22 protein-coding genes and 1 tRNA gene are annotated in these 22,814 nt (G+C 57.9%); 10 read left to right on the plus strand and 13 right to left on the minus strand.

Annotated elements, in window-relative coordinates:
- The first annotated feature begins 357 nt into the window (after window positions 1–357).
- Window positions 358–1,851, plus strand: a complete 1,494-nt coding sequence (locus AC2FIS_RS03495) for a BCCT family transporter (protein ID WP_496771971.1) — start codon at window positions 358–360, stop codon at window positions 1,849–1,851.
- Between the two features lie 334 nt (window positions 1,852–2,185).
- Here the strand turns inward: AC2FIS_RS03495 and AC2FIS_RS03500 are convergent.
- Window positions 2,186–2,271: transfer RNA gene (locus AC2FIS_RS03500), tRNA-Leu, on the minus strand.
- 146 nt (window positions 2,272–2,417) lie between these two features.
- On the opposite strand from AC2FIS_RS03500, the gene AC2FIS_RS03505 reads away from it, so the two are divergent.
- Window positions 2,418–2,996: a YqaA family protein gene (locus AC2FIS_RS03505; RefSeq protein WP_496771972.1), complete on the plus strand. Its 579-nt coding sequence runs from the start codon at window positions 2,418–2,420 to the stop codon at window positions 2,994–2,996.
- Complete coding sequence (locus tag AC2FIS_RS03510) at window positions 2,993–3,457, plus strand: disulfide bond formation protein B (RefSeq protein WP_058278011.1); 465 nt, start codon at window positions 2,993–2,995, stop codon at window positions 3,455–3,457. The genes AC2FIS_RS03505 and AC2FIS_RS03510 overlap by 4 nt, the downstream gene beginning before the upstream one ends.
- 6 nt (window positions 3,458–3,463) lie before the next feature.
- On the opposite strand, the gene AC2FIS_RS03515 is transcribed toward AC2FIS_RS03510, so the two are convergent.
- Complete coding sequence (locus AC2FIS_RS03515) at window positions 3,464–4,048, minus strand: HNH endonuclease (RefSeq protein ID WP_058278012.1); 585 nt, start codon at window positions 4,046–4,048, stop codon at window positions 3,464–3,466.
- A 213-nt stretch (window positions 4,049–4,261) separates the two neighbouring features.
- Between AC2FIS_RS03515 and AC2FIS_RS03520 the strand changes: the two genes are divergently transcribed.
- Window positions 4,262–4,867 (plus strand): rRNA large subunit pseudouridine synthase E, encoded by a 606-nt coding sequence (locus AC2FIS_RS03520; protein WP_496771973.1) that lies wholly within the window; start codon window positions 4,262–4,264, stop codon window positions 4,865–4,867.
- 31 nt (window positions 4,868–4,898) lie between these two features.
- Complete coding sequence (locus tag AC2FIS_RS03525; protein WP_496771974.1) at window positions 4,899–5,324, plus strand: VOC family protein; 426 nt, start codon at window positions 4,899–4,901, stop codon at window positions 5,322–5,324.
- Between the two features lie 4 nt (window positions 5,325–5,328).
- On the opposite strand, the gene AC2FIS_RS03530 is transcribed toward AC2FIS_RS03525, so the two are convergent.
- The 4 genes from AC2FIS_RS03530 to AC2FIS_RS03545 are packed head-to-tail and all read right to left on the minus strand — an operon-like array spanning window position 5,329 to window position 7,425.
- Window positions 5,329–5,631 carry a putative quinol monooxygenase gene (locus tag AC2FIS_RS03530; protein WP_496771975.1) on the minus strand — a complete coding sequence of 101 codons (303 nt, stop codon included), beginning with the start codon at window positions 5,629–5,631 and terminating at the stop codon, window positions 5,329–5,331.
- A complete protein-coding gene (locus AC2FIS_RS03535) occupies window positions 5,625–6,128 on the minus strand; it encodes a GNAT family N-acetyltransferase (protein ID WP_496771976.1) in 504 nt (167 codons plus the stop codon). Before AC2FIS_RS03535 ends, AC2FIS_RS03530 begins: the two co-directional genes overlap by 7 nt.
- Window positions 6,129–6,130: 2 nt before the next feature.
- Window positions 6,131–6,796 carry an alpha/beta hydrolase gene (locus AC2FIS_RS03540; RefSeq protein WP_058271726.1) on the minus strand — a complete coding sequence of 222 codons (666 nt, stop codon included), beginning with the start codon at window positions 6,794–6,796 and terminating at the stop codon, window positions 6,131–6,133.
- Entirely contained in the window at window positions 6,793–7,425 is a 633-nt protein-coding gene (locus tag AC2FIS_RS03545) for a DNA-3-methyladenine glycosylase family protein (protein WP_282151577.1), read from the minus strand. Before AC2FIS_RS03545 ends, AC2FIS_RS03540 begins: the two co-directional genes overlap by 4 nt.
- Window positions 7,426–7,522: 97 nt before the next feature.
- Between AC2FIS_RS03545 and AC2FIS_RS03550 the strand changes: the two genes are divergently transcribed.
- A complete protein-coding gene (locus AC2FIS_RS03550) occupies window positions 7,523–8,740 on the plus strand; it encodes an MFS transporter (protein WP_496721754.1) in 1,218 nt (405 codons plus the stop codon).
- Here the strand turns inward: AC2FIS_RS03550 and AC2FIS_RS03555 are convergent.
- Entirely contained in the window at window positions 8,737–9,153 is a 417-nt protein-coding gene (locus AC2FIS_RS03555; protein ID WP_496771977.1) for a MarR family winged helix-turn-helix transcriptional regulator, read from the minus strand. The genes AC2FIS_RS03550 and AC2FIS_RS03555 overlap by 4 nt on opposite strands.
- Before the next feature lie 91 nt (window positions 9,154–9,244).
- Here AC2FIS_RS03555 and AC2FIS_RS03560 point away from each other — a divergent pair, with 91 nt between their 5' ends.
- Window positions 9,245–9,835 carry a YceI family protein gene (locus AC2FIS_RS03560; RefSeq protein ID WP_496771978.1) on the plus strand — a complete coding sequence of 197 codons (591 nt, stop codon included), beginning with the start codon at window positions 9,245–9,247 and terminating at the stop codon, window positions 9,833–9,835.
- On the opposite strand, the gene AC2FIS_RS03565 is transcribed toward AC2FIS_RS03560, so the two are convergent.
- From AC2FIS_RS03565 to cysS, 3 genes are read right to left on the minus strand one after another with little or no spacing between them, the layout of a single operon-like run.
- Complete coding sequence (locus tag AC2FIS_RS03565) at window positions 9,836–10,618, minus strand: squalene/phytoene synthase family protein (protein WP_496771979.1); 783 nt, start codon at window positions 10,616–10,618, stop codon at window positions 9,836–9,838. It abuts the gene before it with no gap.
- Entirely contained in the window at window positions 10,615–12,249 is a 1,635-nt protein-coding gene (cimA, locus tag AC2FIS_RS03570) for a citramalate synthase (RefSeq protein WP_496771980.1), read from the minus strand. Before cimA ends, AC2FIS_RS03565 begins: the two co-directional genes overlap by 4 nt.
- Entirely contained in the window at window positions 12,246–13,646 is a 1,401-nt protein-coding gene (gene cysS / locus AC2FIS_RS03575) for a cysteine--tRNA ligase (RefSeq protein WP_496771981.1), read from the minus strand. Before cysS ends, cimA begins: the two co-directional genes overlap by 4 nt.
- 215 nt (window positions 13,647–13,861) lie before the next feature.
- On the opposite strand from cysS, the gene AC2FIS_RS03580 reads away from it, so the two are divergent.
- Both AC2FIS_RS03580 and AC2FIS_RS03585 read left to right on the plus strand, forming a co-directional pair.
- Window positions 13,862–14,206, plus strand: a complete 345-nt coding sequence (locus tag AC2FIS_RS03580) for an MmcQ/YjbR family DNA-binding protein (RefSeq protein ID WP_496771982.1) — start codon at window positions 13,862–13,864, stop codon at window positions 14,204–14,206.
- Window positions 14,207–14,264: 58 nt separating this feature from the next.
- The gene (locus AC2FIS_RS03585) at window positions 14,265–15,452 is read left to right on the plus strand and encodes a pyridoxal phosphate-dependent aminotransferase (RefSeq protein WP_496771983.1); all 1,188 of its coding nucleotides are present in this window, start codon (window positions 14,265–14,267) and stop codon (window positions 15,450–15,452) included.
- A gap of 6 nt (window positions 15,453–15,458) precedes the next feature.
- Here AC2FIS_RS03585 and AC2FIS_RS03590 read toward each other — a convergent pair whose 3' ends face one another.
- Window positions 15,459–15,977 carry an outer membrane protein gene (locus AC2FIS_RS03590; protein ID WP_496771984.1) on the minus strand — a complete coding sequence of 173 codons (519 nt, stop codon included), beginning with the start codon at window positions 15,975–15,977 and terminating at the stop codon, window positions 15,459–15,461.
- A 417-nt stretch (window positions 15,978–16,394) separates the two neighbouring features.
- On the opposite strand from AC2FIS_RS03590, the gene AC2FIS_RS03595 reads away from it, so the two are divergent.
- Window positions 16,395–17,939, plus strand: a complete 1,545-nt coding sequence (locus tag AC2FIS_RS03595) for a trimethylamine methyltransferase family protein (protein WP_496771985.1) — start codon at window positions 16,395–16,397, stop codon at window positions 17,937–17,939.
- A gap of 54 nt (window positions 17,940–17,993) precedes the next feature.
- On the opposite strand, the gene AC2FIS_RS03600 is transcribed toward AC2FIS_RS03595, so the two are convergent.
- Window positions 17,994–18,239 (minus strand): EF-hand domain-containing protein, encoded by a 246-nt coding sequence (locus tag AC2FIS_RS03600; protein ID WP_108859061.1) that lies wholly within the window; start codon window positions 18,237–18,239, stop codon window positions 17,994–17,996.
- A gap of 544 nt (window positions 18,240–18,783) precedes the next feature.
- Window positions 18,784–22,404, minus strand: a complete 3,621-nt coding sequence (locus AC2FIS_RS03605) for a vitamin B12-dependent ribonucleotide reductase (RefSeq protein WP_496764702.1) — start codon at window positions 22,402–22,404, stop codon at window positions 18,784–18,786.
- Window positions 22,405–22,814 lie beyond the last annotated feature (410 nt).

A 22,814-nucleotide genomic window follows, 5' to 3' on the forward strand; every position in this document is an offset into this window, starting at 1 on the left:
GAGACAGTTCAGCGGCCCCCATCCAGGGACCTTGCCGGTACGGCAAGCGAACCCGCCTTGCAACGGGTCAAGCATCTGAAATTTAAAAGTCTCCCAACGCCTTTGACGTTTCATTCAGACACTCCGCTTGTCAACCCCTGCGCGGGGCATGAAGGCCCCGATCCGCAGATGTGAGGAGATTTCCGAAAGTTTCCCCCTTTAACGGGGCGGTTTCGCACAGATCGGCATCACTGGGCCGGATCTTGAACAACCGTGCCAGCTAAATATCCAAAAACACTTTGAAAGTTTGGATTCCGCAACCTAGGCTTGGCCTATCGACCCGATGTTTCATGAATTTACACGGAAGGGTTCTGGACAGTGGACGGCAAATCACCCAGTCCGATGCTTGTGATCGCCCTAGCCCTGAGTGCGGCCATCGCAATCTGGGGCATTGCTGACCCGCAAGGCCTGGGTCGCATTGCTGCATCAGCGGTTGAGACGCAATTCAACAGCCGCGGCTGGTTCATCATGCTTGAAGTCAGCGGGCTTTTGTTTGTGGTCCTCTACTTGGCCTTGTCAAAGTTCGGAAATATCCGCCTTGGTCCGGACACAGCCGAACCCGAGTTTTCAACAACCGCCTGGATAGCAATGTTATTTGCTGCCGGGATGGGTGTCGGGCTACTGTTCTATGGGGCGGCAGAACCCCTGACCCATTATGAAGTGCTGCGCCAGTACAGTGGCGATTCCGAAGCGGCCAGTTATGCGATGTTCGTGACCTACTTGAACTGGGGGTTCCACGCCTGGGCGATTTACGGAATCGTCGGATTGGTCATCGCCTATTTTGCCTATCGCCGAAATCGCACTTTGTTACTGAGTGCCCCAGTCACCGACGCACTTGGCGAAGCAGGATGGACAAAGGCGCTGGGATGGATTTTCGATCTACTCTCGATCGTCGCAATTGCCGTCGGTTTGGCGGGCTCAATGGCAATGGGGGTGTTTCAGATCCAGACCGGACTGGCAGGCCTGTTGGGTTTAGAAACCCCAGGCGTGCTGACGCTGCCTGTTTTTGCCGCGCTTTGTATTGCATTCATCATACCTTTGCGTCGCGATCTGGGCGACGGAATGGCCCTTCTATCCAACGCGGCAATGCTGATCGCCGTCGGGATGATGGTCTATCTTCTGGTGCTGGGTCCCACATCTTATCTGATGGATGGCATCGTTTCGGGATTCGGACGCTATCTGTTCGGTGTCCTGCCAGCAGGGTTCTCTACGGCTGAGTTCTTCGACGACCTGTTGGTCGACTGGTTCCATGGCTGGACGCTGAACTATATGATCTGGTGGCTGGCTTGGTCACCCTTCGTGGGCATCTTCATCGCCCGGATTTCCCGCGGACGCACGATCCGAGAGTTTCTGATCGGAGTCGTCGTCACTCCCACACTGTTCTCTATCCTGTGGTTCGGCGTTTTTGGCGGCTTGGGTTTTTTCGATGCTTTGCGTCAGGACGGAGCCTTATCAGCCGTCAATGCAGAGAACCTCGACGCAACAACATTTGCGTTGCTTGAGCGCTTCCCGCTAGATGGCATCACAAGAATAGCAACAATCCTGGCCGCGTTCCTGTTCGTGGTCACCAGCGTCGTCAGCGCCGGGTTCACCCTTGCGATGATTGGGACCGGAGGCGACGACAACCCCTCCCCCCGAATTCGTACGATTTGGGGCATTATCCTTGGCGCGTTAGGGATGGCGATGATTCTGGTGGGCGATATCTCTCTGGTTCGGTCCATCATAGCGCTGTCAGCCATCGCCTTCGTGTTTATCGTGCCAATTCTTGTTGTCTGTCTGTTCAAACGTCTGGCGCAGGAGGACCGATCATGAGTGGCCAACTGATCGACACCGCACTGAACCTAAGCGTTTTCGCCTATGTTGGGTTTCTGGCGTGGTTGATCCTGCGACGCAGTAAGTGAGCGCAGAAACTGGGAATGGATTCGCCCTGAACATCACAAGTCTGTTCGCTTTTCCCTGAGTTTGCCGGGAAACTTGCCCGATGAAACTGCCCGCGCAATCCGGAAATCAGATTGTCGCCAAGCTTTCCAAAGCCCGTCACAATCCCGACGTTTTCGATACCGGGTCAAAAGTGGCAAAATGAGCATTCGAAATGCCAAAAAAGAAAAAACAGAGAGCAGGTTCCCCTTACCCTCTGTTTTTACCTTGGTACCCAAGGCCGGACTCGAACCGGCACGTCCGTTAGGACGGGGGATTTTGAATCCCCTGCGTCTACCATTCCGCCACTTGGGCCACGAACACTGGATTAGCGCTCATAATCGGGAAGGTCCAGAGGCAAAAAACAACCGATATTCAGTTTGTTTTCTTCAGGCACGGTTGACGCCCCATCAGGCGCATGGTTTGGCTGACGCAACAAGAGAACGGGATTTTAGCATCTGATGTTGCGATCGCTCTATGACTGGACCATTCGTCTGGCCGAACACCCGCACGCGCTTTGGGCTCTGGCCATTGTGGCATTTGTCGAAAGCTCGTTCTTTCCGATTCCCCCGGACGTTCTGATGATTCCCATGATTCTTGCGCGCCCGTCGCGCGCCTGGCTGATCGCGACGGTTGCCATGGTGGCGTCGGTGCTAGGGGGCATGCTGGGATATGCGATCGGCGCGTTCTTCTATGAAAGCATCGGTCAACCCATCCTCGAATCCATGGGCAAGGCGCATGCCATGGAAGAGTTCAACACCAAGTTCAACGACTTCGGATTCTGGGCCGTGCTGGGCGCAGGGATCACCCCATTCCCGTACAAGGTTATCACCATCATGTCCGGCTGGACGGGCATGCCGCTGGGCACATTCATCGCCACGTCGATTCTGGCCCGAGCGCTCAGGTTCTTTATTGTTGCCGGGCTGCTTTGGGGTTTTGGTGAACCCATTCGCAACTTCATCGAAAAGCGTCTGGGGCTTATGTTCACTCTGTTTGTCATCCTGCTGTTCGGTGGGTTCTTAGCGGTGAAGTTCTTATGACACGCAAAAAACTGTTGATCCTGATTGCGGCAGGCGGTTCCGCCGCACTGTTGTTAGGCGCATGGGCGTTTCAACACCTGGGCGGTATGGCCCCTTGCAAAATGTGCATCTGGCAACGCTATCCCCACGGCGCGGCCGTTCTGATTGGCGTGTTGGCCTTTGCCTTTCCGGGCATTCGCCCCCTGCCCCTTTTGGGTGCAGTGGCCGCGATGGTAACTGCCGGGATTGGCATGTACCACGCAGGCGTCGAGCAGAAATGGTGGGAGGGTCCAACCAGCTGCACGTCGGGCGATATTGGCGGATTGTCCGCTGAGGAGCTTATGGATCAGATCATGTCCGCGCCGCTTGTGCGCTGCGATGATATCCCTTGGGAGATGTTCGGCCTGTCGATGGCTGGCTGGAACGCTCTGCTATCTGCTGGTCTGGTTTTGGTCTGGCTAGCCGCGTTCCGTGCAAAATAAACGTTACTACGCGTCCAGTTCGGCATCCCAATACAGAAAGTCGATCCAGCTGTCATGCAGATGGTTCGGGGGGAACTTGCGTCCGATGTTTCGCAGTGCCTCGGCATCTGGCTGACGCGGCGGCTTGCGCAGCGACATGCCCGCCTGCCGCAGCGACTTCGATCCCTTCCTCAGGTTGCAGGGGCTACAGGCGGCCACAACGTTCTGCCAACTGGTCACACCCCCGGCAGCCCGCGGAACAACGTGGTCAAAGGTCAGGTTGTCACGGCTTCCACAATACTGGCAGCGGAATTCGTCCCTTAAAAATAAATTAAAGCGCGTGAAGGCCACGCGCTTTCTGGGTTTTACATAGTCTTTCAGGACAACGACCGACGGTATTCGGATCTCGGTACTTGGGCTTCGGACCACCTCGTCGTATTCGGCCACGATGTCCACCCTGTCTAGCCAGGCCGCCTTGATCGCTTCTTGCCAGGGCCACAGGGATAAAGGGTAATAGGACAAGGGGCGATAATCGGCGTTCAAAACCAATGCCGGATGGTGCTTTAGGGCACCCGGTTCCCTGACAAATTCGGTCCTGAATTCTCCGTCCATATCGGAATCGCTCCTCGCTCTGCTCTGCCCGTTATTGACACCAGAGCGGGGAACACCCGCCCCGGCCTTAACTTAACTATATATCGTGTTAAAACTCTGACAAGCCCTGAGTTTCCACAACATCTCGGGTATTGAGTATGCCGAATCCGTAACAGAGGCGTGACACTTATCCACAGGTTGCGTTCTCTGCCTCTGGCAGGCTATGGCGGGATCATGAGCTGGTTCATACGATTCAACAAACCCTTCGATGTGTTGCCGCAGTTTACTGACCGCGCAAATGCAGAGACGCCGCGCAGCACTTTGTCGGATTTCATCGACCTGCCCGGTGTGTATCCGGCTGGGCGGCTGGATCGCGACAGCGAGGGCCTGATGCTGCTGACGGACAACGGCCGGCTGCAGGCGCAAATATCGGACCCCAAGCACAAGATGCCCAAGACCTATTGGGTTCAGATCGAAGGTCTGCCCGATGCTGCTGCCCTGAAAGCGCTGCGCGACGGGGTCGAACTGAAGGATGGAAAAACGCGCCCGGCCAAAGCCCGGTTGATGGATGAGCCCGAAGACCTGTGGCCACGAAACCCACCTATCCGCGTCCGCCAGACTATACCGGACAGTTGGATTGAGCTGACCTTGCGCGAAGGCCGCAACCGGCAGGTTCGACGTATGACAGCAGCGGTCGGTCATCCCACACTGCGCCTGATCCGCGCCCGGATCGGGGACTATACGCTAGAGGGGTTGGCGCCCGGCCAATGGGACAGTCTGACAGCCCCTACGTTGGATTTCGCGCCGCAACGAAAACGGGACCGCCGACCGCGCAGGTGACAAAAACGTCCTTTTGTAATAGACTTAAGGCATGAAAGTCACCCGAAGCACACCATCCCCAGAGGGTATCCTTGAGGCCGCGCTTTACGTCGGCGACCTGGATGCAGCCGAACGATTCTATGGTGAGATACTGGCGTTAGAGTGTATTCAACGCGTCGCGAACCGGCATGTATTTTTCCGCGTCGGCGGATCGGTGTTGTTGCTGTTCAATGCAGAGGAGACGGCAAAGCCTCCGGAGAATCCGAACCTGCCCGTCCCGCCGCATGGCGCACGCGGTCCCGGCCACGTCTGCATGACTTTATCGCGGACTGAGATCGACGAAATGCGCAAGCATCTGCTGGAGTGGAACATCCCCATAGACGCCGAGTTTGATTGGCCAAGTGGCGCACGGTCGCTGTATATACGGGACCCCGCCGGAAACTCGGTGGAATTCGCTGAAGGTCACCTGTGGGACTGAGGCCTCAGCGCAGAGGCTGCTTTTCACCCCCGACAATCCGGTAGATATCGCTCGAGATAACGCCCACTTCGCCCAGAACAGCCTGAAACTCGGCCATATGCGGGGCTGCGAAATGCGCCTCGAGCGCGGCCTGATCCTGCCATTCTTCATAAACGCGGAACTTGTTGGATTGCCCGAGTATCTGGCTGAATTCATAGATCAGACAGCCAGACTCTTTCACGGTTTCGGCGACCATTTTCTGTGCTGCCTCAATGGCTTTGCCGACACCATCTGCCGACACTTCAACCGTTCCGGTGACAATCAGCATGTCGTGTCCTTCTTCAATTCAATCCGTTTCGAAATCCTGTCGACCGGCGTGCCGTCTTGCAGAGAAACAGCATAAGTGACCGAGTAGTCGCGGAAACCCATCTTGTCGTAATAGCTAAGCCCCTGCCGGTTGTCGGCCCGGATGGTCGCGTTGAGCGCGCTGAAACCAAGGGCCGCGGCATAGGTCGCGGTTTCAGAGAACAACGCCCGCCCTGCCCCTTTCAACACCGGCTCTCGCCGGGTGAAGGTCGCGATATCCGCACAATCTTCAGGCAGGTCCCCATTAGTGCCAAGCCATTGAAACCCGGCCACCTCACCCTGTTCATCAAGGGCAACGTGGCAACAGATTTTGTCTGCGCCATTCAGGTAGGCTTGGGCAAACAGCGCCTCAGAAAACGGTGTTTCAAACGCGGTCGTCCCGCCGATAGCAATGATTTCGTTGAGGATTTGGCAGGCAACTGCCACATCCTCAGGCATCATGGGACGGACCGCGATCATCGTTACAGGCTCAGCTTGTCGCGCATAAAGGCCAGCGCGACGCTAAGACCGTCCGGGGCAATCCCGTGGCCGGTGCCTTTCATGACATGCGCATAAACTTCTTTGAAATCTGCGGCCTGCAGCGCTTCGGCGGCTTCGGGTAGAGATTGCGGTGGAACCACGTCGTCGGCATCACCATGCACCAAAAGGATCGGCATTCGGCTGACGGTTTCGTCCGGCAGCAGGTCCGGTTCCAACAACCGGCCAGAGAACGCAACAATCCCAGCCACCGGGTCTTCGCGGCGCGGAGCGACGTACAGGCTCATCATCGTACCTTGCGAGAACCCAAACAGAACCACCTGCTCGGGCAGCACATCCTCATCCACCATCAGGGCATCAAGGAAAGCGTTGAAATCGTCGGCGGCCATTTCCATGCCACGGCGTGCTTCTTCTTCGGACGACCCGTCAATCCACGGGATCGGAAACCACTGATATCCGTTGGGCATTCCGGGGATCTGTTCCGGCGCATCGGGTGACACGAACAACGTATCGGGCAGATGCTCCCCCAGCGGATCAGCCAACCCCAGCAAATCGGCCCCGTTGGCGCCATAGCCGTGCACGAACACCACGACCGAGCGTGTATCTCCCGAAACCGGCTCTTTTCGGAGCGCATTCAAAACCCGTGTCATCTGATCCCTTCTCGTTCTTTTGCCACCCGGTAATAGGCCCACAAAACCCGCGCCGCAACCGACCGCCAGGGCGACCAGGCCTCGGCCATCTGGCGCAGCTGTTTGTCGGTCGGCCGATCGGGCAAATCATAAAGGATGCGCGCAGCCTCTTGCAGCGCCAGATCGCCCGGCGCGATCACGTCAGCGCGGCCGAGCGAAAACATGGCGTAGATCTCGGCGGTCCAGACGCCAATACCCGACACTTCGGTCAGGATCGCCACCACGTCATCGTTTGAAACGTCCCGCAAGGCTTTGTAGTCAATGCGCGCCTCAGCCAAAGCGCGGGCGTAGCGGATTTTTTGCCGGCTCAACCCAACTGCACGCAGATCATCGTCGGTGGCCCACATGATTTTGCGCGGGCCGGTCAGTTTCGCATCCTTCAACCGGTTCCAGATCGCATTGGCCGAAGCCACACTCACCTGCTGACTGACTATGGCGCTAAGCAGTTGCGCAAACCCGTCCGGGCGACGGCGCAAGGGCAACGGACCGGTCTGTTCCATCGCATAGGCCATGCGCGGGCAGCTTTCGGCCAGCCACGTAGCGCCTTCTTCCACGCAGTCGGGTGTTTCTATGATCCGTCCAACGGACATGTGCTCTCCGGCCTCGATGATCGACTGCACGTTAGGCCGCTTTGCCGCAGATGCAACCCGCTTGTGCACAATCGTTTTCGCCATTACGCATGTGCTCATGACGATGACCGCCACCCCCTCCGACAACAGTCAGGCCAAACGCAATGTCGCCGTTCTGGTGGCCGCGCAGGCCTTGCTTGGCGCACAGATGCCGATGATCTTTATCGTCGGTGGGCTGGCCGGCCAATCATTGGCAACCAATCCCTGCCTGGCGACTCTGCCCATATCATTGATCGTCCTTGGCTCAATGCTGGCGGCGACGCCGATCTCGGCCATTATGCAACGCTGGGGTCGCCGTGCTGGATTTCTGGTGGGGGCAACGGCAGGGGCTTGCGGCGGGCTTGTCGGCGCATATGGCTTGTTTCTGGGGTCATTCCCGGTGTTCCTTGCTGGCAGCCTGCTGACCGGCATTTACATGAGCGCGCACGGTTTCTACCGCTTTGCCGCTGCTGATACCGCATCAGACGCGTTCCGTCCCAAAGCGATTTCCTATGTTATGGCGGGCGGTCTGGCTGCAGCAATCATCGGGCCTCAGATCGTCAAATTGACCTCGACCGCGTATGTCATTCCATTCCTCGGCACATACATCGCTGTCATCGCAGTGAACGTCATTGGCTCGGCCCTGTTCTTTTTCCTCGACATTCCAACCCCGCCAAAGCCTGCGGCAGATGCCCCCAAAGGCCGGTCCCGGATCGAGCTGCTGAAGACGCCGCGCATCGCGGTTGCGATCATCTGCGCCATGGTGTCCTACGCGCTGATGAACCTTGTGATGACGTCGACACCGCTGGCCGTCGTGGGCTGCGGGTTCAGCGCCAATGACGCGGCAGATGTCGTCACCAGCCACGTGTTGGCGATGTACATTCCCAGCTTTTTCACCGGACAATTGATTGCCCGCTTTGGGGTCGAACGAATTGTGGCACTGGGCCTACTCATTCTTGCCGCAGCCGGAGTGGTGGCTTTGCAGGGCGTTGAACTGGGTAATTTCTTTGTCGCGCTGATCCTGCTGGGCATCGGCTGGAACTTTGGCTTTATCGGCGCAACCACCATGTTGGCTGAATCGCATGACGTCAGCGAGCGCGGACGCATGCAGGGGCTGAACGACTTGCTGGTGTTTGGTGGCGTCACGTTTGCCTCGCTGGCTTCGGGCGGGCTGATGAACTGTTCCGGCGGCTCTCCAATCGAAGGTTGGACCGCGGTGAACGTCGCGATGGTCCCCCTTCTGACTATGGCGGGCGGCGCGCTTTTGTGGCTGACGATGCGGCCCCGAACAGCCTAATCGTTAAGGTTCAGTATCGGTGCAAAGGCACCTAATTTCTGTGCCTCGGCGATCCCCTCATCAATGTGCATGCGGTAGATATCCCACATCTGCCGCCTCAGGGTGCGGCCTTCGTCTGTAATGCGAAGAACCTTCCCCCGCCCGTCCCCAGCTGCAGCATGGCGTGTCAGCAACCCGTCTTCCGCCATCCGTGCGACCTGACGAGAAAAGCTGGACTGATCAAACAGGAGTTGCTGCTCTAGTTGCTTGGGGCGCAGACCGTCCTGCGATCTCTCTAACTCCCACAGAACATCATACCAGTGCAGTCGTGGATAACCGGCTGCCACCAGCGCGCGCTCGGCCCGGGAAAAGATCCGGGTGCGTGTCTGGTTCAGTGCGATCCAAGCCGCCTCTCGTTCTTCAAATCCGCTCATCACGCCTCCGCGAGGTTTGTGGTTTTTCTTTGCTCATCATTTTAGATGCATTTACATGTTAATTATCAACCCTGCAAATCAGAGAAATGTCATGAAGCTGTTTACCGCATCTGCCCTCGTCTTGGCACTGGCCACGCCAGTCCTTGCCGAAACCTATCACTTTGATCAAAGTCACACCGAAATCCGTTTCTACTACAACCACGCGGGACTGACCGAACAATCCGGCGAATGGACCGCCGTATCCGGCACGGTCGAGTTTGACCCTGAAAACGTCACTGCAACCAGCGCGGATATCACAATCGACGCCTCAAGTGTTGAAACCGGTTGGGGGCCGCTCAACGATCACCTCAAAAGCGGTGATTTCTTCGACGTCGAGGCGTACCCAGACATAAAATTCGTCTCAACCTCGGCGGTGCAAACCGGTGCAAGCACCCTGCAAATGATAGGAGATTTGACAATAAAGGATCAGACCAAGCCCGCAACGCTTGAGATCGACCTGACCTTCATGGGTGAACACCCTCTGGCCGGATTTTTCGATTATTACAAAGGTGACTGGGTTGCCGTCGAAGCCGATGGCCAACTTTTGCGCAGCGAGTATGGCGTCGGAATGTTTGCTCCGGGAACGTCAGACTTGGTGCAGCTGAAAATCTCGGCAGAAATGCGCGCTGGCGGCTGGGAATAACTACCAGCGCCCCGTTGCCGCCTGCACCATCAATGACAGGCGGCGGCGGATTTCACCCGGCCCAAGGGTTCCTGAGGCGACCCTGTCCGGGCGCGCAATGGCCTGCTTCAGAACCAATTCGGTTTGCCAACCCACATGCAGCGCAGCGGTGGCTTTTACCGAAACCGAGCACCGCTGAGTACGTGCCAGTATCAACCGCCTGTACGCTTTTTCGGCCAGGTGCTGAACACCCGCAGGCGTGCCATCCAGCAGCGGAATTCGGCCGCGCGCTTCAAGATCCGGGATGGCGCGCAACCAGTTGGCTACCCCAACGGCATAGCCAAAGTCCCGCACGACATCCTCATCCGCCGACCCCAGCGCTTGTGCCGCTACCACCGTGAGCGTGCCAGCGCTGTGGTTTATGTACGCGTCGAAATGATCTTCGTCCTCGAACGGGTCGCGATAAATATCCCAACGCCTTACGGCCACATATTCATCCATCATCGACGCAAGATGAGGGGACAAGACACGCGACAGCGGCGTAACGACCTGGTGCCGGCGAACAGTCGGACCTTCGGCAATTTCTTGCAACGCATCACGCCACCATTGCAGGCGCATCTCGGCAATCATCGGCTCTTGCGTCACCCAGGGTGCCCGGGCGACTTCGATGTTCAGCGCATAGATCGGAAACAACACCGCACGTGCGGAAACCGGGGCCGCCATGGCCGCCATGAACCGGTCGGGATCCACCCGATGCAACAGCGCGGCACAGGCCTTGACGTCATCGTCAAATGGAGTACTCACTCGGCGACTGCCGACTGTGGGCCGCAATCACGCACCAGTTTCCATTGGATCGCGTCCAGCAGCGCCTCGAACGAGGCATCGACTATGTTCGCGCTGACGCCGACGGTGGACCACCGCCGCCCCTGCCCGTCTTCACTGTCGATGATAACGCGGGTCACAGCCTCGGTGCCGCCCTGCGTGATGCGCACCTTGAAGTCGACCAGGTGCATGTCGTCCAGAATCCGCGAATACTGACCAAGATCCTTGGCCAGCGCCTTGGCCAGCGCGTTCACCGGACCCCGGTCACCGCCGGACCCATCCAGAGACTCGCTGACCGACAGCTTCTTTTCTCCATCGACCTTCACCACAACAACGGCCTCGGACAAGCTGACCATTTTGTTGTACTTGTTCTTGCGCCGTTCAACGGTGACCTTGTACCGCTTTACCTCAAAGAATTGAGGCAGTTGACCCAGTTCGTCCCGCGCCAGCAGCTCAAAACTGGCCTGCGCGGTGTCGTAGGAGTAACCTTCCGCCTCACGCAACTTGATCCGCTCGAGGATACGGCCCAAGGCCGGGTCACCGGATTCGACCGACAAACCGGCCTCGATCAAGCGCTGGCGCAGGTTCGACTGCCCCGCCTGGTTCGACATCGGAATGATCCGCGTGTTCCCAACCGACGCCGGATCCACATGTTCATATGTCGTCGGGTCCTTGAGGATCGCGCTGGCATGCAGCCCTGCCTTGTGCGCAAAAGCCGACGCCCCGACATAGGCCGATTGCTTGCTGGGCACCCTGTTCAGGATCTCGTCCAGCATGCGGCTGACGCGGGTCAGACCCGCCAGCGCCTCGACACTGACGCCGATGTCAAAGCTTGATGCATAAGGTTCTTTCAGCAGCAATGTAGGGATCAATGAGGTCAGGTTCGCATTTCCGCAACGCTCTCCTAACCCGTTGAGAGTCCCCTGAACCTGCCGCGCGCCCGCATCGACAGCCGCCAATGAACAGGCCACCGCATTTTCCGTATCGTTGTGGGTATGGATACCCAGCCAATCCCCCCGCAGGCCCGCCGCGACCATCTCGGACACAATCCGAGACACTTCCGCAGGCAAAGCCCCCCCATTGGTGTCACACAAAACAACCCAGCGCGCACCGGCATCCATCGCGGCCCGACAAACCTCAAGCGCATAGGTTGGATTGTCCTTGTAGCCATCAAAGAAATGCTCGGCATCAAACAGCGCCTCGCGCCCCTGCGCTACGATATGTGCAACAGAGGCACGGACGTTCTCGACATTCTCCTCAAGCGAGATGCCAAGCGCATGGGTCACGTGGTAATCGTGCGACTTACCCACCAGACAGACCGCCCGCGTACCCGCGTTCATCACCGCCGCTAGAACATCGTCATTCTCTGCCGACCGGCCCGATCGCTTAGTCATCCCAAAGGCTGTCAAGCAAGCTGACGTCTTGGGAGCCGCATCGAAAAACGCACTATCCGTCGGGTTCGCCCCCGGCCAGCCGCCCTCGATATAGTCTACGCCCAACTCGTCCAGAGCCTGCGCGATCTGCACCTTCTCAGCGGTCGAGAACTGCACACCCTGTGTCTGCTGCCCGTCGCGCAGGGTGGTGTCGTAGAGGTAGAGGCGTTCTGTGGTCATCGTACGCCCTCCAGCTTGGCCGCATCGAACCCTGTGCCCGGAACCAGTTCGACGCCATCCTTGCTCATTCGTACTTCCAAACCAGCGGCCAGGTAAGCTGCCTTTAGGCGATCGACTTCCGAGAAATCTTTGCTCTGCATTGCACTCGCCCGCGCATCAGACAATCTGTCTGCATGAGCTGAAAGATCCACCGAAGCCGTATCAGCCCAAGCACCCATTTCTTGCGACAACAGACCAAGTAGCTGAGCACCCGCCAGCAACGAGGCCGCATCACCATCCGCCGCCAAACGGTGCAACTCCGCCAAAGCACCCGCCGTGTTCAAGTCATCGCTTAGCGCAGCAACGACTGCGGGTGCAGCGCTGGCGGCGGGCTCGATGCCCGCTGTCAGCGCCCGCCACCTGCGCAGCGTCGCCTCAGCCTCACGGGTCTTTTTCTCAGTCCAGTCCATCGGCTTGCGATAATGCGTCTGCAGGAAGACAAACCGGATCACCTCGCCCGGCACGCCCTGCTCAAGAAGATCATGCACCGTGAAAAAGTTGCCCAGTGATTTGGACATCTTCTTGCCTTCAACCTGCAACATCTCATTGTGCAACCAGTACCGCGCGAACTCACCGTGCGGATGGGCGCATTTGCTCTGGGCGATCTCGTTTTCATGGTGCGGGAACATCAGGTCGTTTCCGCCACCGTGAATATCAAAGCTCTCGCCCAGCAGCTCATAGCTCATGGCCGAGCATTCGATGTGCCACCCCGGACGACCGCGACCCCAAGGCGAGTCCCACCCCGGCAACTCATCGGTCGAGGGCTTCCACAGCACGAAATCCATCGGGTTCCGCTTGTAGGGCGCGACCTCAACCCGGGCACCGGCGATCATGTCATCCACCGACCGACCAGACAAAGCGCCGTAGTGCTCCTTCCAGCTGTCAACCGCGAACAGAACGTGCCTTTCGGCCGCGTAGGCGTGACCCTTCGCGATCAAATCCTCAATCATCGCAACCATTTGCGCGATGTACTGAGTCGCACGCGGCATCTCATCAGGCTCAAGCGCGCCCAACGCGCCCATGTCGTGCAGATACCAGCCGATGGTTTCATCCGACCGTTCCTGCACCAACTGCTCCAGCGTTCCAGCGGCACCCGCCTTCTGACGCGCCAGCGCGGTCGCGTTGATCTTGTCATCCACGTCGGTGAAATTGCGTACATAGGTCACGTGATCCGCGCCGTAGACATGGCGCAGCAACCGATAGAGCACGTCAAACACCACCACGGGTCGCGCATTGCCCAGATGGGCGCGATCATAGACCGTTGGGCCACAGACATACATCCGCACGTTATCGGCACTGATCGGAACGAAATCCTCTTTCGTCCGTGTCCGGGTGTTGTGCAGTTTGATCGTCGTCATCGGTCGGCTCCTAAAGACAGCAAATGCTTGCGCTTGGCGCGGGCTTAGCAACTTGTCTCAGGGATGAAAACGAAAGAAACCGGCCCGCTTGATAAATCAGCAGGTAATGCAGCAGATAATGATGCAGGTCATCGGGTTCATACGCATCCCCTAGCACGGACATGGCGTTGAGCCAAGACTTGAGTTTCAACGCATGGCAGCGCACCCTTTCGTTCATGAGCCGAGATCACGTCAATTCCATCTGCCGCACGTTTCCAGGCGCTGACCTTTCCGACCCCTGGGGCGGAGGCCATGATGCCTGGAAGGTTGGCGGCAAGATGTTTGCCTGCATCGGCACTGCCAACGATGGCGTGTCCGTCAAAACGCCTGATATCGAGACAGCCCAGATGTTGATAGACGCCGGACTTGGCACAAAGGCCCCTTATTTTCATCGCAGCTGGATCCGCCTGCCGTTTGACTGTGACGAGGATGAACTGCGTCATCGGCTGGCCACATCTTACGATCTGGTGCGGTCTACCCTGACGAAAAAAGTGCAGTCCACTTTGCCCCCACGAAGCTGATTGACATTTTCCAATGCCTCTGGCCCATTCTGCGCTGAAGACAAGATCGGAGCGTGCCATGAAACTGTCGCAGCGTATCACTCATCTGACCGGAGGTGGCAGTGATGGGTGGGATGTATTTTACCGCGCGCGCCGGATGATCAGCGAAGGGCACGTCATTACTGAACTCACCATTGGTGAGCATGACATTCGCACGCACCCGACCATTCTGGATGCCATGGATCTATCGGCGCGTCAGGGAAACACCGGCTACGCTGTGGTGCCCGGTTCCGATTTGCTGCGCGATACCGTTGCGGCGCGCATTCAGGCCCGCACTGGTCAGAAGACCTCGCGCAACAACGTGCTGATCACCCCGGGCGGCCAATCTGCCTTGTTCGCTGCCCACGTGGCGGTGTGCGATCCCGGTGATGTCGGTCTGTATCTCGATCCCTATTACGCCACTTACCCCGGCACGATCCGGGGCGCCGGTGCGACAGCCCGCGCCATCCAGACCACCGCCGAGGATGCATTCCAGCCGCGCGCGCAGCAGATCGATGCGGCAGCAGATGGTGCGGTTTCGCTGTTGATCAACAGCCCGAACAACCCCACTGGCGTCGTATATTCCCGCGAGACACTGAACGGTATCGCAGGTGTCTGCCGTGACCGCGACCTGTGGCTGATCTCGGATGAGGTTTATGACACGCAAGTCTGGGAAGGTGAGCATATCTCGCCACGAACCCTGCCCGGAATGGCCGAGCGTACTTTGGTCGTTGGTTCGATGTCCAAGTCACACGCGATGACCGGGTCCCGATGCGGTTGGGTGGTCGGCCCTGAGCAGGTGATCGCCCATCTCATCACTCTGGCAACGCATACAACATACGGCGTGCCCGGGTTCATTCAGGACGCCGCCAGTTTTGCCTTGAGCGCGGGTCATGATCTTGAAGAGGAAATCGCCGCTCCGTTCCGGCGTCGTCGCGCGTTGGCGGTCGAGATTCTTGCCAACCAGAACACCATCGGCCTCGTGCCCGCACAGGGTGCGATGTACCTGATGCTGGACATCCGCGCAGCCGGGCTAAGCGGTGAGGCATTCGCCAACGCATTGCTGGATACACACGCAATTGCCGTCATGCCCGGCGAAAGTTTTGGCACAGCGGCGGCAGGGCACGTGCGCGTTGCGATGACAATTGATGACGACCGCTTTGCTGCTGCACTGAGAACGATTTGCGATTTCGCCGCCGTCCTGGCGGAAAGTCACGCGGCGGAATAGACGGCCTTAAAACCGGAAGGTTGTACGCAGGTTGAACACGTTGGCGTCAATATCGCCCTGGCTTCGGGTGACGTCGTTAAAATTCTGACGCAAGGCCTCACCGCTGATGACGAAACTGTCGCCGATAGGATAGGCAATTCCGATCCCGTACACTGCGGCGGTGTCATTTTCGGGCGACGCATCCAATCGGGCCGCGCCCACAACAACATAGCCCAGGGCCGGTCCAAAGTCATAACCACCGCGCAACTTAAGGCGGGTCAGACTGTCTACACTGCCTTCACCCTGCCCCAGATCCAGCGAGAGCCGGTTGTATTCCAGCTCACCCCCAAGAACGAAATTACCGAAGTCATGATCATAGCCGACATGTGGGCCAAAAGTCGTATCGTTTCCGCCAGAACTGTTTGGGCCATCTACATCCGCATAGCCAAAGCTAAAGCCCGCATACGCCCCCGTCCAATCCTCTGCATATACCGGTGCAATGCCGATTGTCAGGCAAGTGGTCATGAGGGCCATCAGGGCTTTCATCAACCTCTCCAAAATTCCTTGCAGCGCGCCCGACAGATAACGGGCTTCATCACATAAAACTTGGTCTGCAATCGTTAAAAATCCATTGAGATCACGGACCACTCTTAAATAAGTGATAGAAGCTTAACAGAATTTCCCACATTCGGGAAAAAACTTTACCCCACGGCAAGAACGTGATGCGGACAAGGCACAACACTTCGTTTTTGGCCCCTCAGGTCGCAAACAGGACAGATTGTGCGCCCTCGTATTGAGAGAGTTTACATCACCAATTGAGGACCTGCATGCAAAGTGACGTTTGGAAGATTCGCCTGATCAGCCGTACCATTGGTGCGGATCGCGGGCGTGCCGCGCGTGGGCGGCCGGTTGTGGTCTGAGTACACTCACCCTGAACGTACTTTCTCGACCGGACCTTAAATTATGAACGAACAATCCCGAAATACATCGCGCAGCGGCGGTCGTGCCGCGCGCCGTGCAGCCCGTGCCACAGCACTGCCTGAGCATCTGCGCCCGATCCGTCCCGGCATGGAGGGCGGCACGCTGAAGGTGCTGACCCCGGCGCAGATCGAGCGTATTCACCAGGCCGCGCTGACCGCGCTGGAAACCATTGGTCTGGCGGACGCCCCGCAAAGCGGGATCGACTATCTTGTCGGCGCTGGCTGTATCTTGGGTGACGACGGGCGTATCCGCTTCCCCCGCGCTTTGGTGGAAGACACGATCGCCAAGGCCAATCGCTCGGTCACGTTGCATTCCCGGGACGGCAATTCCGATCTGAAACTGTCGGGCAACCGCGTCCACTTTGGCACCGCCGGGGCGGCCGTCAGCATGGTTGATGTTCACGGGCAGGAATACAGGGATTCGACCCTTCAAGACCTGCACGACGCGTCCCGAATCTGTGAACAACTTGAAAACATTCACTTCGTTCAGCGCCCAATGGTGTGCCGCGACATCGCCGACAACCTCGAGATGGATTTGAACACCGTCTACGCCACCACGTCCGGAACGTTCAAACATATCGGCACGTCCTTCACCGAACCCAGCCATGTTGCCCCTGCGATTGAGATGCTGCACATGATCGCTGGTGGCGAGGATAAGTGGCGAGAACGTCCCTTTATGTCGAACTCGAACTGCTTTGTTGTTCCGCCGATGAAATTCGCAACCGAAAGCTGCGAAGTCATGGAGGAATGCATCAAAGCGGGCATGCCCGTTCTGCTGCTATCGGCCGGAATGGCTGGCGCTACGGCACCTTCGACAATTGCCGGTGCAATCGCGCAGGCCACCGCCGAATGCCTGGCCGGTTTGGTTTATGTAAACGCCGTAAGCCCCGGTGCACCCGCGATTTTTGGCACCTGGCCCTTTGGCCTTGATCTGCGCACAGGTGCGATGTCCATTGGGTCTGGCGAACAAGCACTTTTGACTGCGGGCTGCGCCCAAATGCACCACTTCTACGACCTGCCGGGCGGCGCGGCCGCCGGTGCTTCGGATGCGAAGCTGCCCGACATGCAAGCCGGGTGGGAGCAGATGTGCTCGAACGTCATGGCCGGGCTTTCGGGTTTGAACATGGTGTATGAGGCCGCAGGCATGCACGCTTCGTTGCTGGGATTCTGCCATGAAAGCCTGATCCTCAGCGATGACCTGCTCGGGCAAGCGCAACGCTGTGTACGTGGCATCGAAGTGACGGACGAGACGCTGGCACTGGATCAGATGGCCGAAGTCTGTATCGGCGGACCGGGTCACTATCTGGGAACCGATGCAACGTTGAGCCGCATGCAGGCGGACTATGTCTATCCCACCTTTGGCGACCGGTCGTCCCCGAAAGAATGGGTGGAAATTGGCAAACCCGATTTGATCGAAAAGGCGGTGAAGCGGAAGGAAGAGATTCTCTCGACCCCGTCTCCTGCCAGATTCGATCCGCTTTTGGATGCCGAACTGCGCGGCAGGTTCAACATTTACTTGCCCGCGTAACCCGTTGAAATATGGCGGCCCGTGGGGGTACGGGCCGCCGATGCCTTCGCGGGATTAGCCGTTGCTGGGCGGTAGCAACCCTGCTTCCTGCGCGATGGCAATTTCATCTGCGTCTAGCGACCCGTCGCCGTTGGCGTCCATCGCCGAGAAACCATCGGCGTCGACCTCGGGCAGAACGGCCTGAACTTCTTCTATAGTCAGAACTCCGTCGCCATTAGTGTCCGCCGAGGACTGCGCGGCAGCCATCGCCGGCAGGCCCAGTACGAATGCGGAAATAATTGCCAGGTTTTGCGGTTTCATTGTGATGCCTCCTAAGTGGTATTTGTGTGTGTTTTCGTCCGGACAGGCACCACAGACACCAAACCGATGAACGTCGTCACCCCAACCCGGCAACACGCGCTGTTTCGCGCCATTCTCCGCGTGTTTGTCCGAGTCGCGTCTGCAATCAACCGCTGGGCGAAACGTACAATCCTCGTTTCGGCGGTTCTTGCCCGATGCGCCTGTGCCGTTCCGGCAAGGCCCTGCCTAAATCACCGACTCGGGGGGCAAAAAGAAAGGGGGCCGAAGCCCCCTGTCAGTTTCGCCATCCAGGCTCCATTCGTTGACCGCCCGGTGTTTTGTTTGCCTGCGGCCTGGACGTCGCATGGAACGAGCGCACCCGTCCCGTGAGAGAGTGGGAAAGAGCAAATATTCCGCCCCACCCTGTTCCCGGTCGACACGGGCATGTCGACCGAGTGGACCAAGGCGTATTTGGTAAGTCTCAACGCCTTGTTCCGTGTTCGTCGGGATCGGACATCCGAGGGGAAACCCTGATCCCTACACCCCGCCTGACGGGGCGTTTTCCTTAGCTACACCCGCTGGTCGCTCCGCAGGTGTTGCACTTCATGCAGGTGCCATTGCGCACCAGCGTGTAATTTCCGCATTCGCCGCAAGGATCGCCCTCGTACCCCTGCATCTTGGCCTTGGTCCGTGCGTCCATGCCCGTGGCAACGGCAGTTTCCGCAACCGGAGCTTCGAATTGCGCAGCCGGTTCTGCCATGCCGTTCACTTCCGGTTGGCCGCCGTTGAACACCACCAGATCCTGCGGCAAACGTTTGCGCAGATATCCGGTCGAGCTGATTTGTTTCAACACTTCCAAGGATTTGGACGCAGCGCTGTCACTGATTTCTGATACGTTGGACAGTCCGTCTTCTTCGCCGCGGCCCAGATCGTCGAAGGTTGCGCCTTCGGGTTTCACATGGGCCAGATCGGTGCGATCCAGATAAGACACGGCCAGTTCGCGGAAGATGTAATCCAGGATCGAGGTCGCGTTCTTGATCGAGTCGTTGCCCTGCACCATTCCCGCCGGTTCAAACTTGGTGAAGGTAAAGGCGTCGACGAATTCTTCCAGCGGCACACCGTATTGCAGGCCAACCGACACTGCGATGGCAAAGTTGTTCATCATCGCCCGGAAGCCAGCGCCTTCCTTATGCATGTCGATGAAGATCTCGCCCAGCTTACCGTCTTCGAACTCACCTGTTCGCAGATAGACCTTGTGGCCACCGACGATCGCTTTCTGGGTGTAACCCTTGCGGCGATGCGGCAGTTTCTCACGATGGCTGCGGATGATTTCCTTGACGACGACCTTCTCGATGACCTTTTCGGCGAGAACGACGGCTTTTTCATGGGCCGTGCCGCTTTCCAGCACCTCTGCTGCCTCGTCATCGTCCTCGACCAATGCGGCCGCCAGCGGCTGCGACAGTTTCGAGCCATCACGATACAGCGCGTTGGCCTTCACACCCAGCGACCAGCTGAGTTCATAGGCTTTCTGGCAATCCTCGATGGTCGCGTCATTCGGCATGTTGATCGTTTTGCTGATCGCACCCGAGATGAAGCTTTGGGCCGCGGCCATCATGGTGATGTGGCTATCAACCCCAAGGAAACGCTTACCTTTCTTGCCGCACGGGTTGGCGCAGTCGAAGATCGAATAGTGCTCTTCCTTCAGGTGCGGCGCGCCTTCCAGCGTCATGGTTCCGCAGACATGGTCATTGGCTGCGTCGATATCCGCCTTGGTAAAGCCCAGATGGCGCAGCAGATCGAACGTCGGATCATTTAGCTTGGTCGCCGGGATGCCCAGAACGCCGGTGCAGAAATCCTCGCCCAGTGTCCACTGGTTGAAGACGAACCGGATATCAAAGGCGCTTTCCAGCGCGGCATCCACCTTGGCCAGCTCATTTGGGCCAAACCCGTGACCGGTCAGCGAGGTGTGGTTGATCCCCGGCGCGTTGCCGATGGTGCCGTGACCAACCGCGTAACCCACGATCTCTTCAATCTGAGACGAGGAATAGCCCTGCTTTTCCAGCGCCGACGGCACCGAGCGGTTGATGATCTTGAAGTAGCCGCCACCCGCGAGCTTTTTGAACTTCACTAGGGCAAAGTCGGGCTCGATCCCGGTCGTGTCACAATCCATCACCAGACCAATGGTGCCGGTGGGCGCGATCACCGTGGCTTGCGCGTTACGATAGCCGTTCTTTTCGCCAAGGCTCAGCGCCTCGTCCCAAGCCGACATCGCTAAATCGACCAGACGCTTGTCCGGGCAGTTGCCATGGTCCAGAGGCACCGGCTTCACGGCCAGTTTCTCATACCCATCGGTCACACCTTGCGAGGCACGGCGGTGGTTACGGATGACGCGCAGCATGTTGTCTGCGTTGCGCTCATAGCCCTTGAAGGGTCCAAGCTCTCCGGCAATCTCGGCCGAGGTGGCATAGGCCACGCCGGTCATGATCGCGGTCAGCGCGCCACAGATCGCCCGACCCTCATCCGAGTCGTAGCTGTAACCCATGTTCATCAGCAGACCGCCGATGTTGGCATAGCCCAGACCCAAGGTGCGGAAATCATAGGACAGTTGCGCGATTTCTTTGGATGGGAACTGCGCCATCGTGACTGAGATTTCCAGCGTCAGGGTCCACAGGCGCGAGGCGTGCATGTAGTCTTCCGCCTGGAACTCACCATCCTTGAGGAAGGTCAGCAGGTTCATCGACGCCAGGTTACAAGCCGTGTCATCAAGGAACATGTATTCCGAGCACGGGTTCGAACCGCGAATCTCACCATCTTTGGGGCATGTGTGCCATTCATTGACGGTGTCGTGGAACTGAATGCCGGGATCGGCACAGGCCCATGCGGCGTGGCCGACTTTTTCCCAAAGGTCGCGTGCCTTGACTGTCTTGGCAACTTTGCCATCGGTGCGGTTGATCAGTTCCCAATCGGCATCTTTCTCAACTGCGGTCAGAAATGCATTGGTCACGCGGATCGAGTTGTTCGAGTTCTGACCCGAGACTGAGCTATAGGCTTCCGAATCCCAGTCCGTATCGTAAGTCGGGAATTCAATGCTGTCGTGACCCTGCTTGGCATAGTCCAGAACGCGCTTGATGTAAGTTTCTGGGATCGCGACCTTTTTGGCTTCGCGAACCGCGTCCTTCAGGGCGTCATTCTTCTTGGGATCATACGCGTCGTCTTGCGCGCCGTCCCATGTGCGGATGGCCTCGAAAATGCCGTTCAGCATCTTCTCGTGCATCTTCGATCCGGCTACGATCGAGGCCACCTTCTGCTCTTCGATCACCTTCCACTCGATGAATTTCTCGATGTCAGGGTGATCAGCATCGACGATTACCATCTTTGCTGCTCGACGGGTTGTTCCGCCTGATTTGATCGCGCCAGCGGCGCGGTCGCCGATCTTGAGAAAGCCCATAAGGCCCGAGGACTTGCCGCCACCCGACAGCGCCTCGCCTTCTGCGCGCAAGTGGCTGAAGTTGGTCCCGGTACCCGAGCCGTATTTGAACAGGCGCGCCTCGCGCACCCACAGATCCATGATGCCGCCTTCGTTCACCAGATCATCATCGACAGACTGGATGAAGCACGCGTGCGGCTGCGGATGTTCGTATGCAGATTTCGATTTGGTCAGCTTGCCGGTCTTGTAGTCGACATAGTGGTGACCCTGCGCGGGGCCGTCGATTCCATAAGCCCAATGCAGACCGGTATTGAACCACTGCGGGCTGTTCGGCGCGGCGCGCTGGGTCGCCAGCATATAGCGCATCTCATCAAAGTAGGCGCGTGCATCCTCTTCCGTCGAGAAGTAGCCACCCTTCCAGCCCCAATAGGCCCAGGCACCCGCCAGACGGTCAAAAACCTGCTTAGAAGACGTCTCACCATCGAACTCCGCGCCATCGGCCGGGACCGAGCGCCACAGGAATTCGGGGACGTCTTTCTCTTTTACTTTCTTCAGCTTAGACGGCACGCCCGCTTTACGGAAATACTTCTGCGCGATGACGTCGCTGGCAACCTGGCTCCAACGCGTGGGCACTTCAATGTTGTCCAGGCGAAAAACGATGGTGCCATCGGGGTTTCGGATCTCAGACGTCGCTGAGACAAAGTCCAGTTCCGCATAAGCGTCCTGCCCCGGTTTCGTAAATTTCCTGTCAATCTTCATGTCCGCACGCCCTAGATTCAATCAACTTGTCCTTCAGCGTCAGGTCCTCAGACGCGGACCGATCGCCATGCCGTATAAAATTGGGCGCAATAGACCAGCCGCTGCATTCCGCAGCGCAAAACCGATCAAACGGTTGCACGTTACTATGATGTGCTTTCCGACCCTCGCCCTGTGCCCTATTCTGGTTTTGATACCAGATTTTGTGGCAACCCTTCCGGCCCATACAACTTGACGTATCGACCCATAGATCGTCAACGCCATTTTTAGGTCATTTTTGATATCTTTTGTGTTGACCCATTTCTGACACCTTGCATCCGGACATCCTGTTCTGATTCCTCCACAGGTTCATCCACCGGGTACACCCAGCGATTCCCAAAACCCGCAGGTAAATTAACTGTGTTTCCCGGCAC

This window comes from Ruegeria sp. CDSB113 (assembly GCF_059611045.1).

What these genes read in the sequence shown, in the direction of transcription:
- AC2FIS_RS03560 (WP_496771978.1), top strand. Translation starts at nt 9,245, where the DNA reads ATGAAGCTGTTTACCGCATCTGCCCTCGTCTTGGCACTGGCCACGCCA.
- AC2FIS_RS03585 (WP_496771983.1), top strand. Translation starts at nt 14,265, where the DNA reads ATGAAACTGTCGCAGCGTATCACTCATCTGACCGGAGGTGGCAGTGAT.
- AC2FIS_RS03515 (WP_058278012.1), bottom strand. Translation starts at nt 4,048, where the DNA reads ATGGACGGAGAATTCAGGACCGAATTTGTCAGGGAACCGGGTGCCCTA.
- cysS (WP_496771981.1), bottom strand. Translation starts at nt 13,646, where the DNA reads ATGACGACGATCAAACTGCACAACACCCGGACACGGACGAAAGAGGAT.
- AC2FIS_RS03510 (WP_058278011.1), top strand. Translation starts at nt 2,993, where the DNA reads ATGACACGCAAAAAACTGTTGATCCTGATTGCGGCAGGCGGTTCCGCC.
- AC2FIS_RS03550 (WP_496721754.1), top strand. Translation starts at nt 7,523, where the DNA reads ATGACGATGACCGCCACCCCCTCCGACAACAGTCAGGCCAAACGCAAT.
- AC2FIS_RS03540 (WP_058271726.1), bottom strand. Translation starts at nt 6,796, where the DNA reads ATGACACGGGTTTTGAATGCGCTCCGAAAAGAGCCGGTTTCGGGAGAT.
- AC2FIS_RS03595 (WP_496771985.1), top strand. Translation starts at nt 16,395, where the DNA reads ATGAACGAACAATCCCGAAATACATCGCGCAGCGGCGGTCGTGCCGCG.
- AC2FIS_RS03545 (WP_282151577.1), bottom strand. Translation starts at nt 7,425, where the DNA reads ATGTCCGTTGGACGGATCATAGAAACACCCGACTGCGTGGAAGAAGGC.
- AC2FIS_RS03525 (WP_496771974.1), top strand. Translation starts at nt 4,899, where the DNA reads ATGAAAGTCACCCGAAGCACACCATCCCCAGAGGGTATCCTTGAGGCC.
- AC2FIS_RS03605 (WP_496764702.1), bottom strand. Translation starts at nt 22,404, where the DNA reads ATGAAGATTGACAGGAAATTTACGAAACCGGGGCAGGACGCTTATGCG.
- AC2FIS_RS03600 (WP_108859061.1), bottom strand. Translation starts at nt 18,239, where the DNA reads ATGAAACCGCAAAACCTGGCAATTATTTCCGCATTCGTACTGGGCCTG.
- AC2FIS_RS03555 (WP_496771977.1), bottom strand. Translation starts at nt 9,153, where the DNA reads ATGAGCGGATTTGAAGAACGAGAGGCGGCTTGGATCGCACTGAACCAG.
- cimA (WP_496771980.1), bottom strand. Translation starts at nt 12,249, where the DNA reads ATGACCACAGAACGCCTCTACCTCTACGACACCACCCTGCGCGACGGG.
- AC2FIS_RS03590 (WP_496771984.1), bottom strand. Translation starts at nt 15,977, where the DNA reads ATGAAAGCCCTGATGGCCCTCATGACCACTTGCCTGACAATCGGCATT.
- AC2FIS_RS03520 (WP_496771973.1), top strand. Translation starts at nt 4,262, where the DNA reads ATGAGCTGGTTCATACGATTCAACAAACCCTTCGATGTGTTGCCGCAG.
- AC2FIS_RS03530 (WP_496771975.1), bottom strand. Translation starts at nt 5,631, where the DNA reads ATGCTGATTGTCACCGGAACGGTTGAAGTGTCGGCAGATGGTGTCGGC.
- AC2FIS_RS03505 (WP_496771972.1), top strand. Translation starts at nt 2,418, where the DNA reads ATGTTGCGATCGCTCTATGACTGGACCATTCGTCTGGCCGAACACCCG.
- AC2FIS_RS03535 (WP_496771976.1), bottom strand. Translation starts at nt 6,128, where the DNA reads ATGATCGCGGTCCGTCCCATGATGCCTGAGGATGTGGCAGTTGCCTGC.
- AC2FIS_RS03580 (WP_496771982.1), top strand. Translation starts at nt 13,862, where the DNA reads ATGAGCCGAGATCACGTCAATTCCATCTGCCGCACGTTTCCAGGCGCT.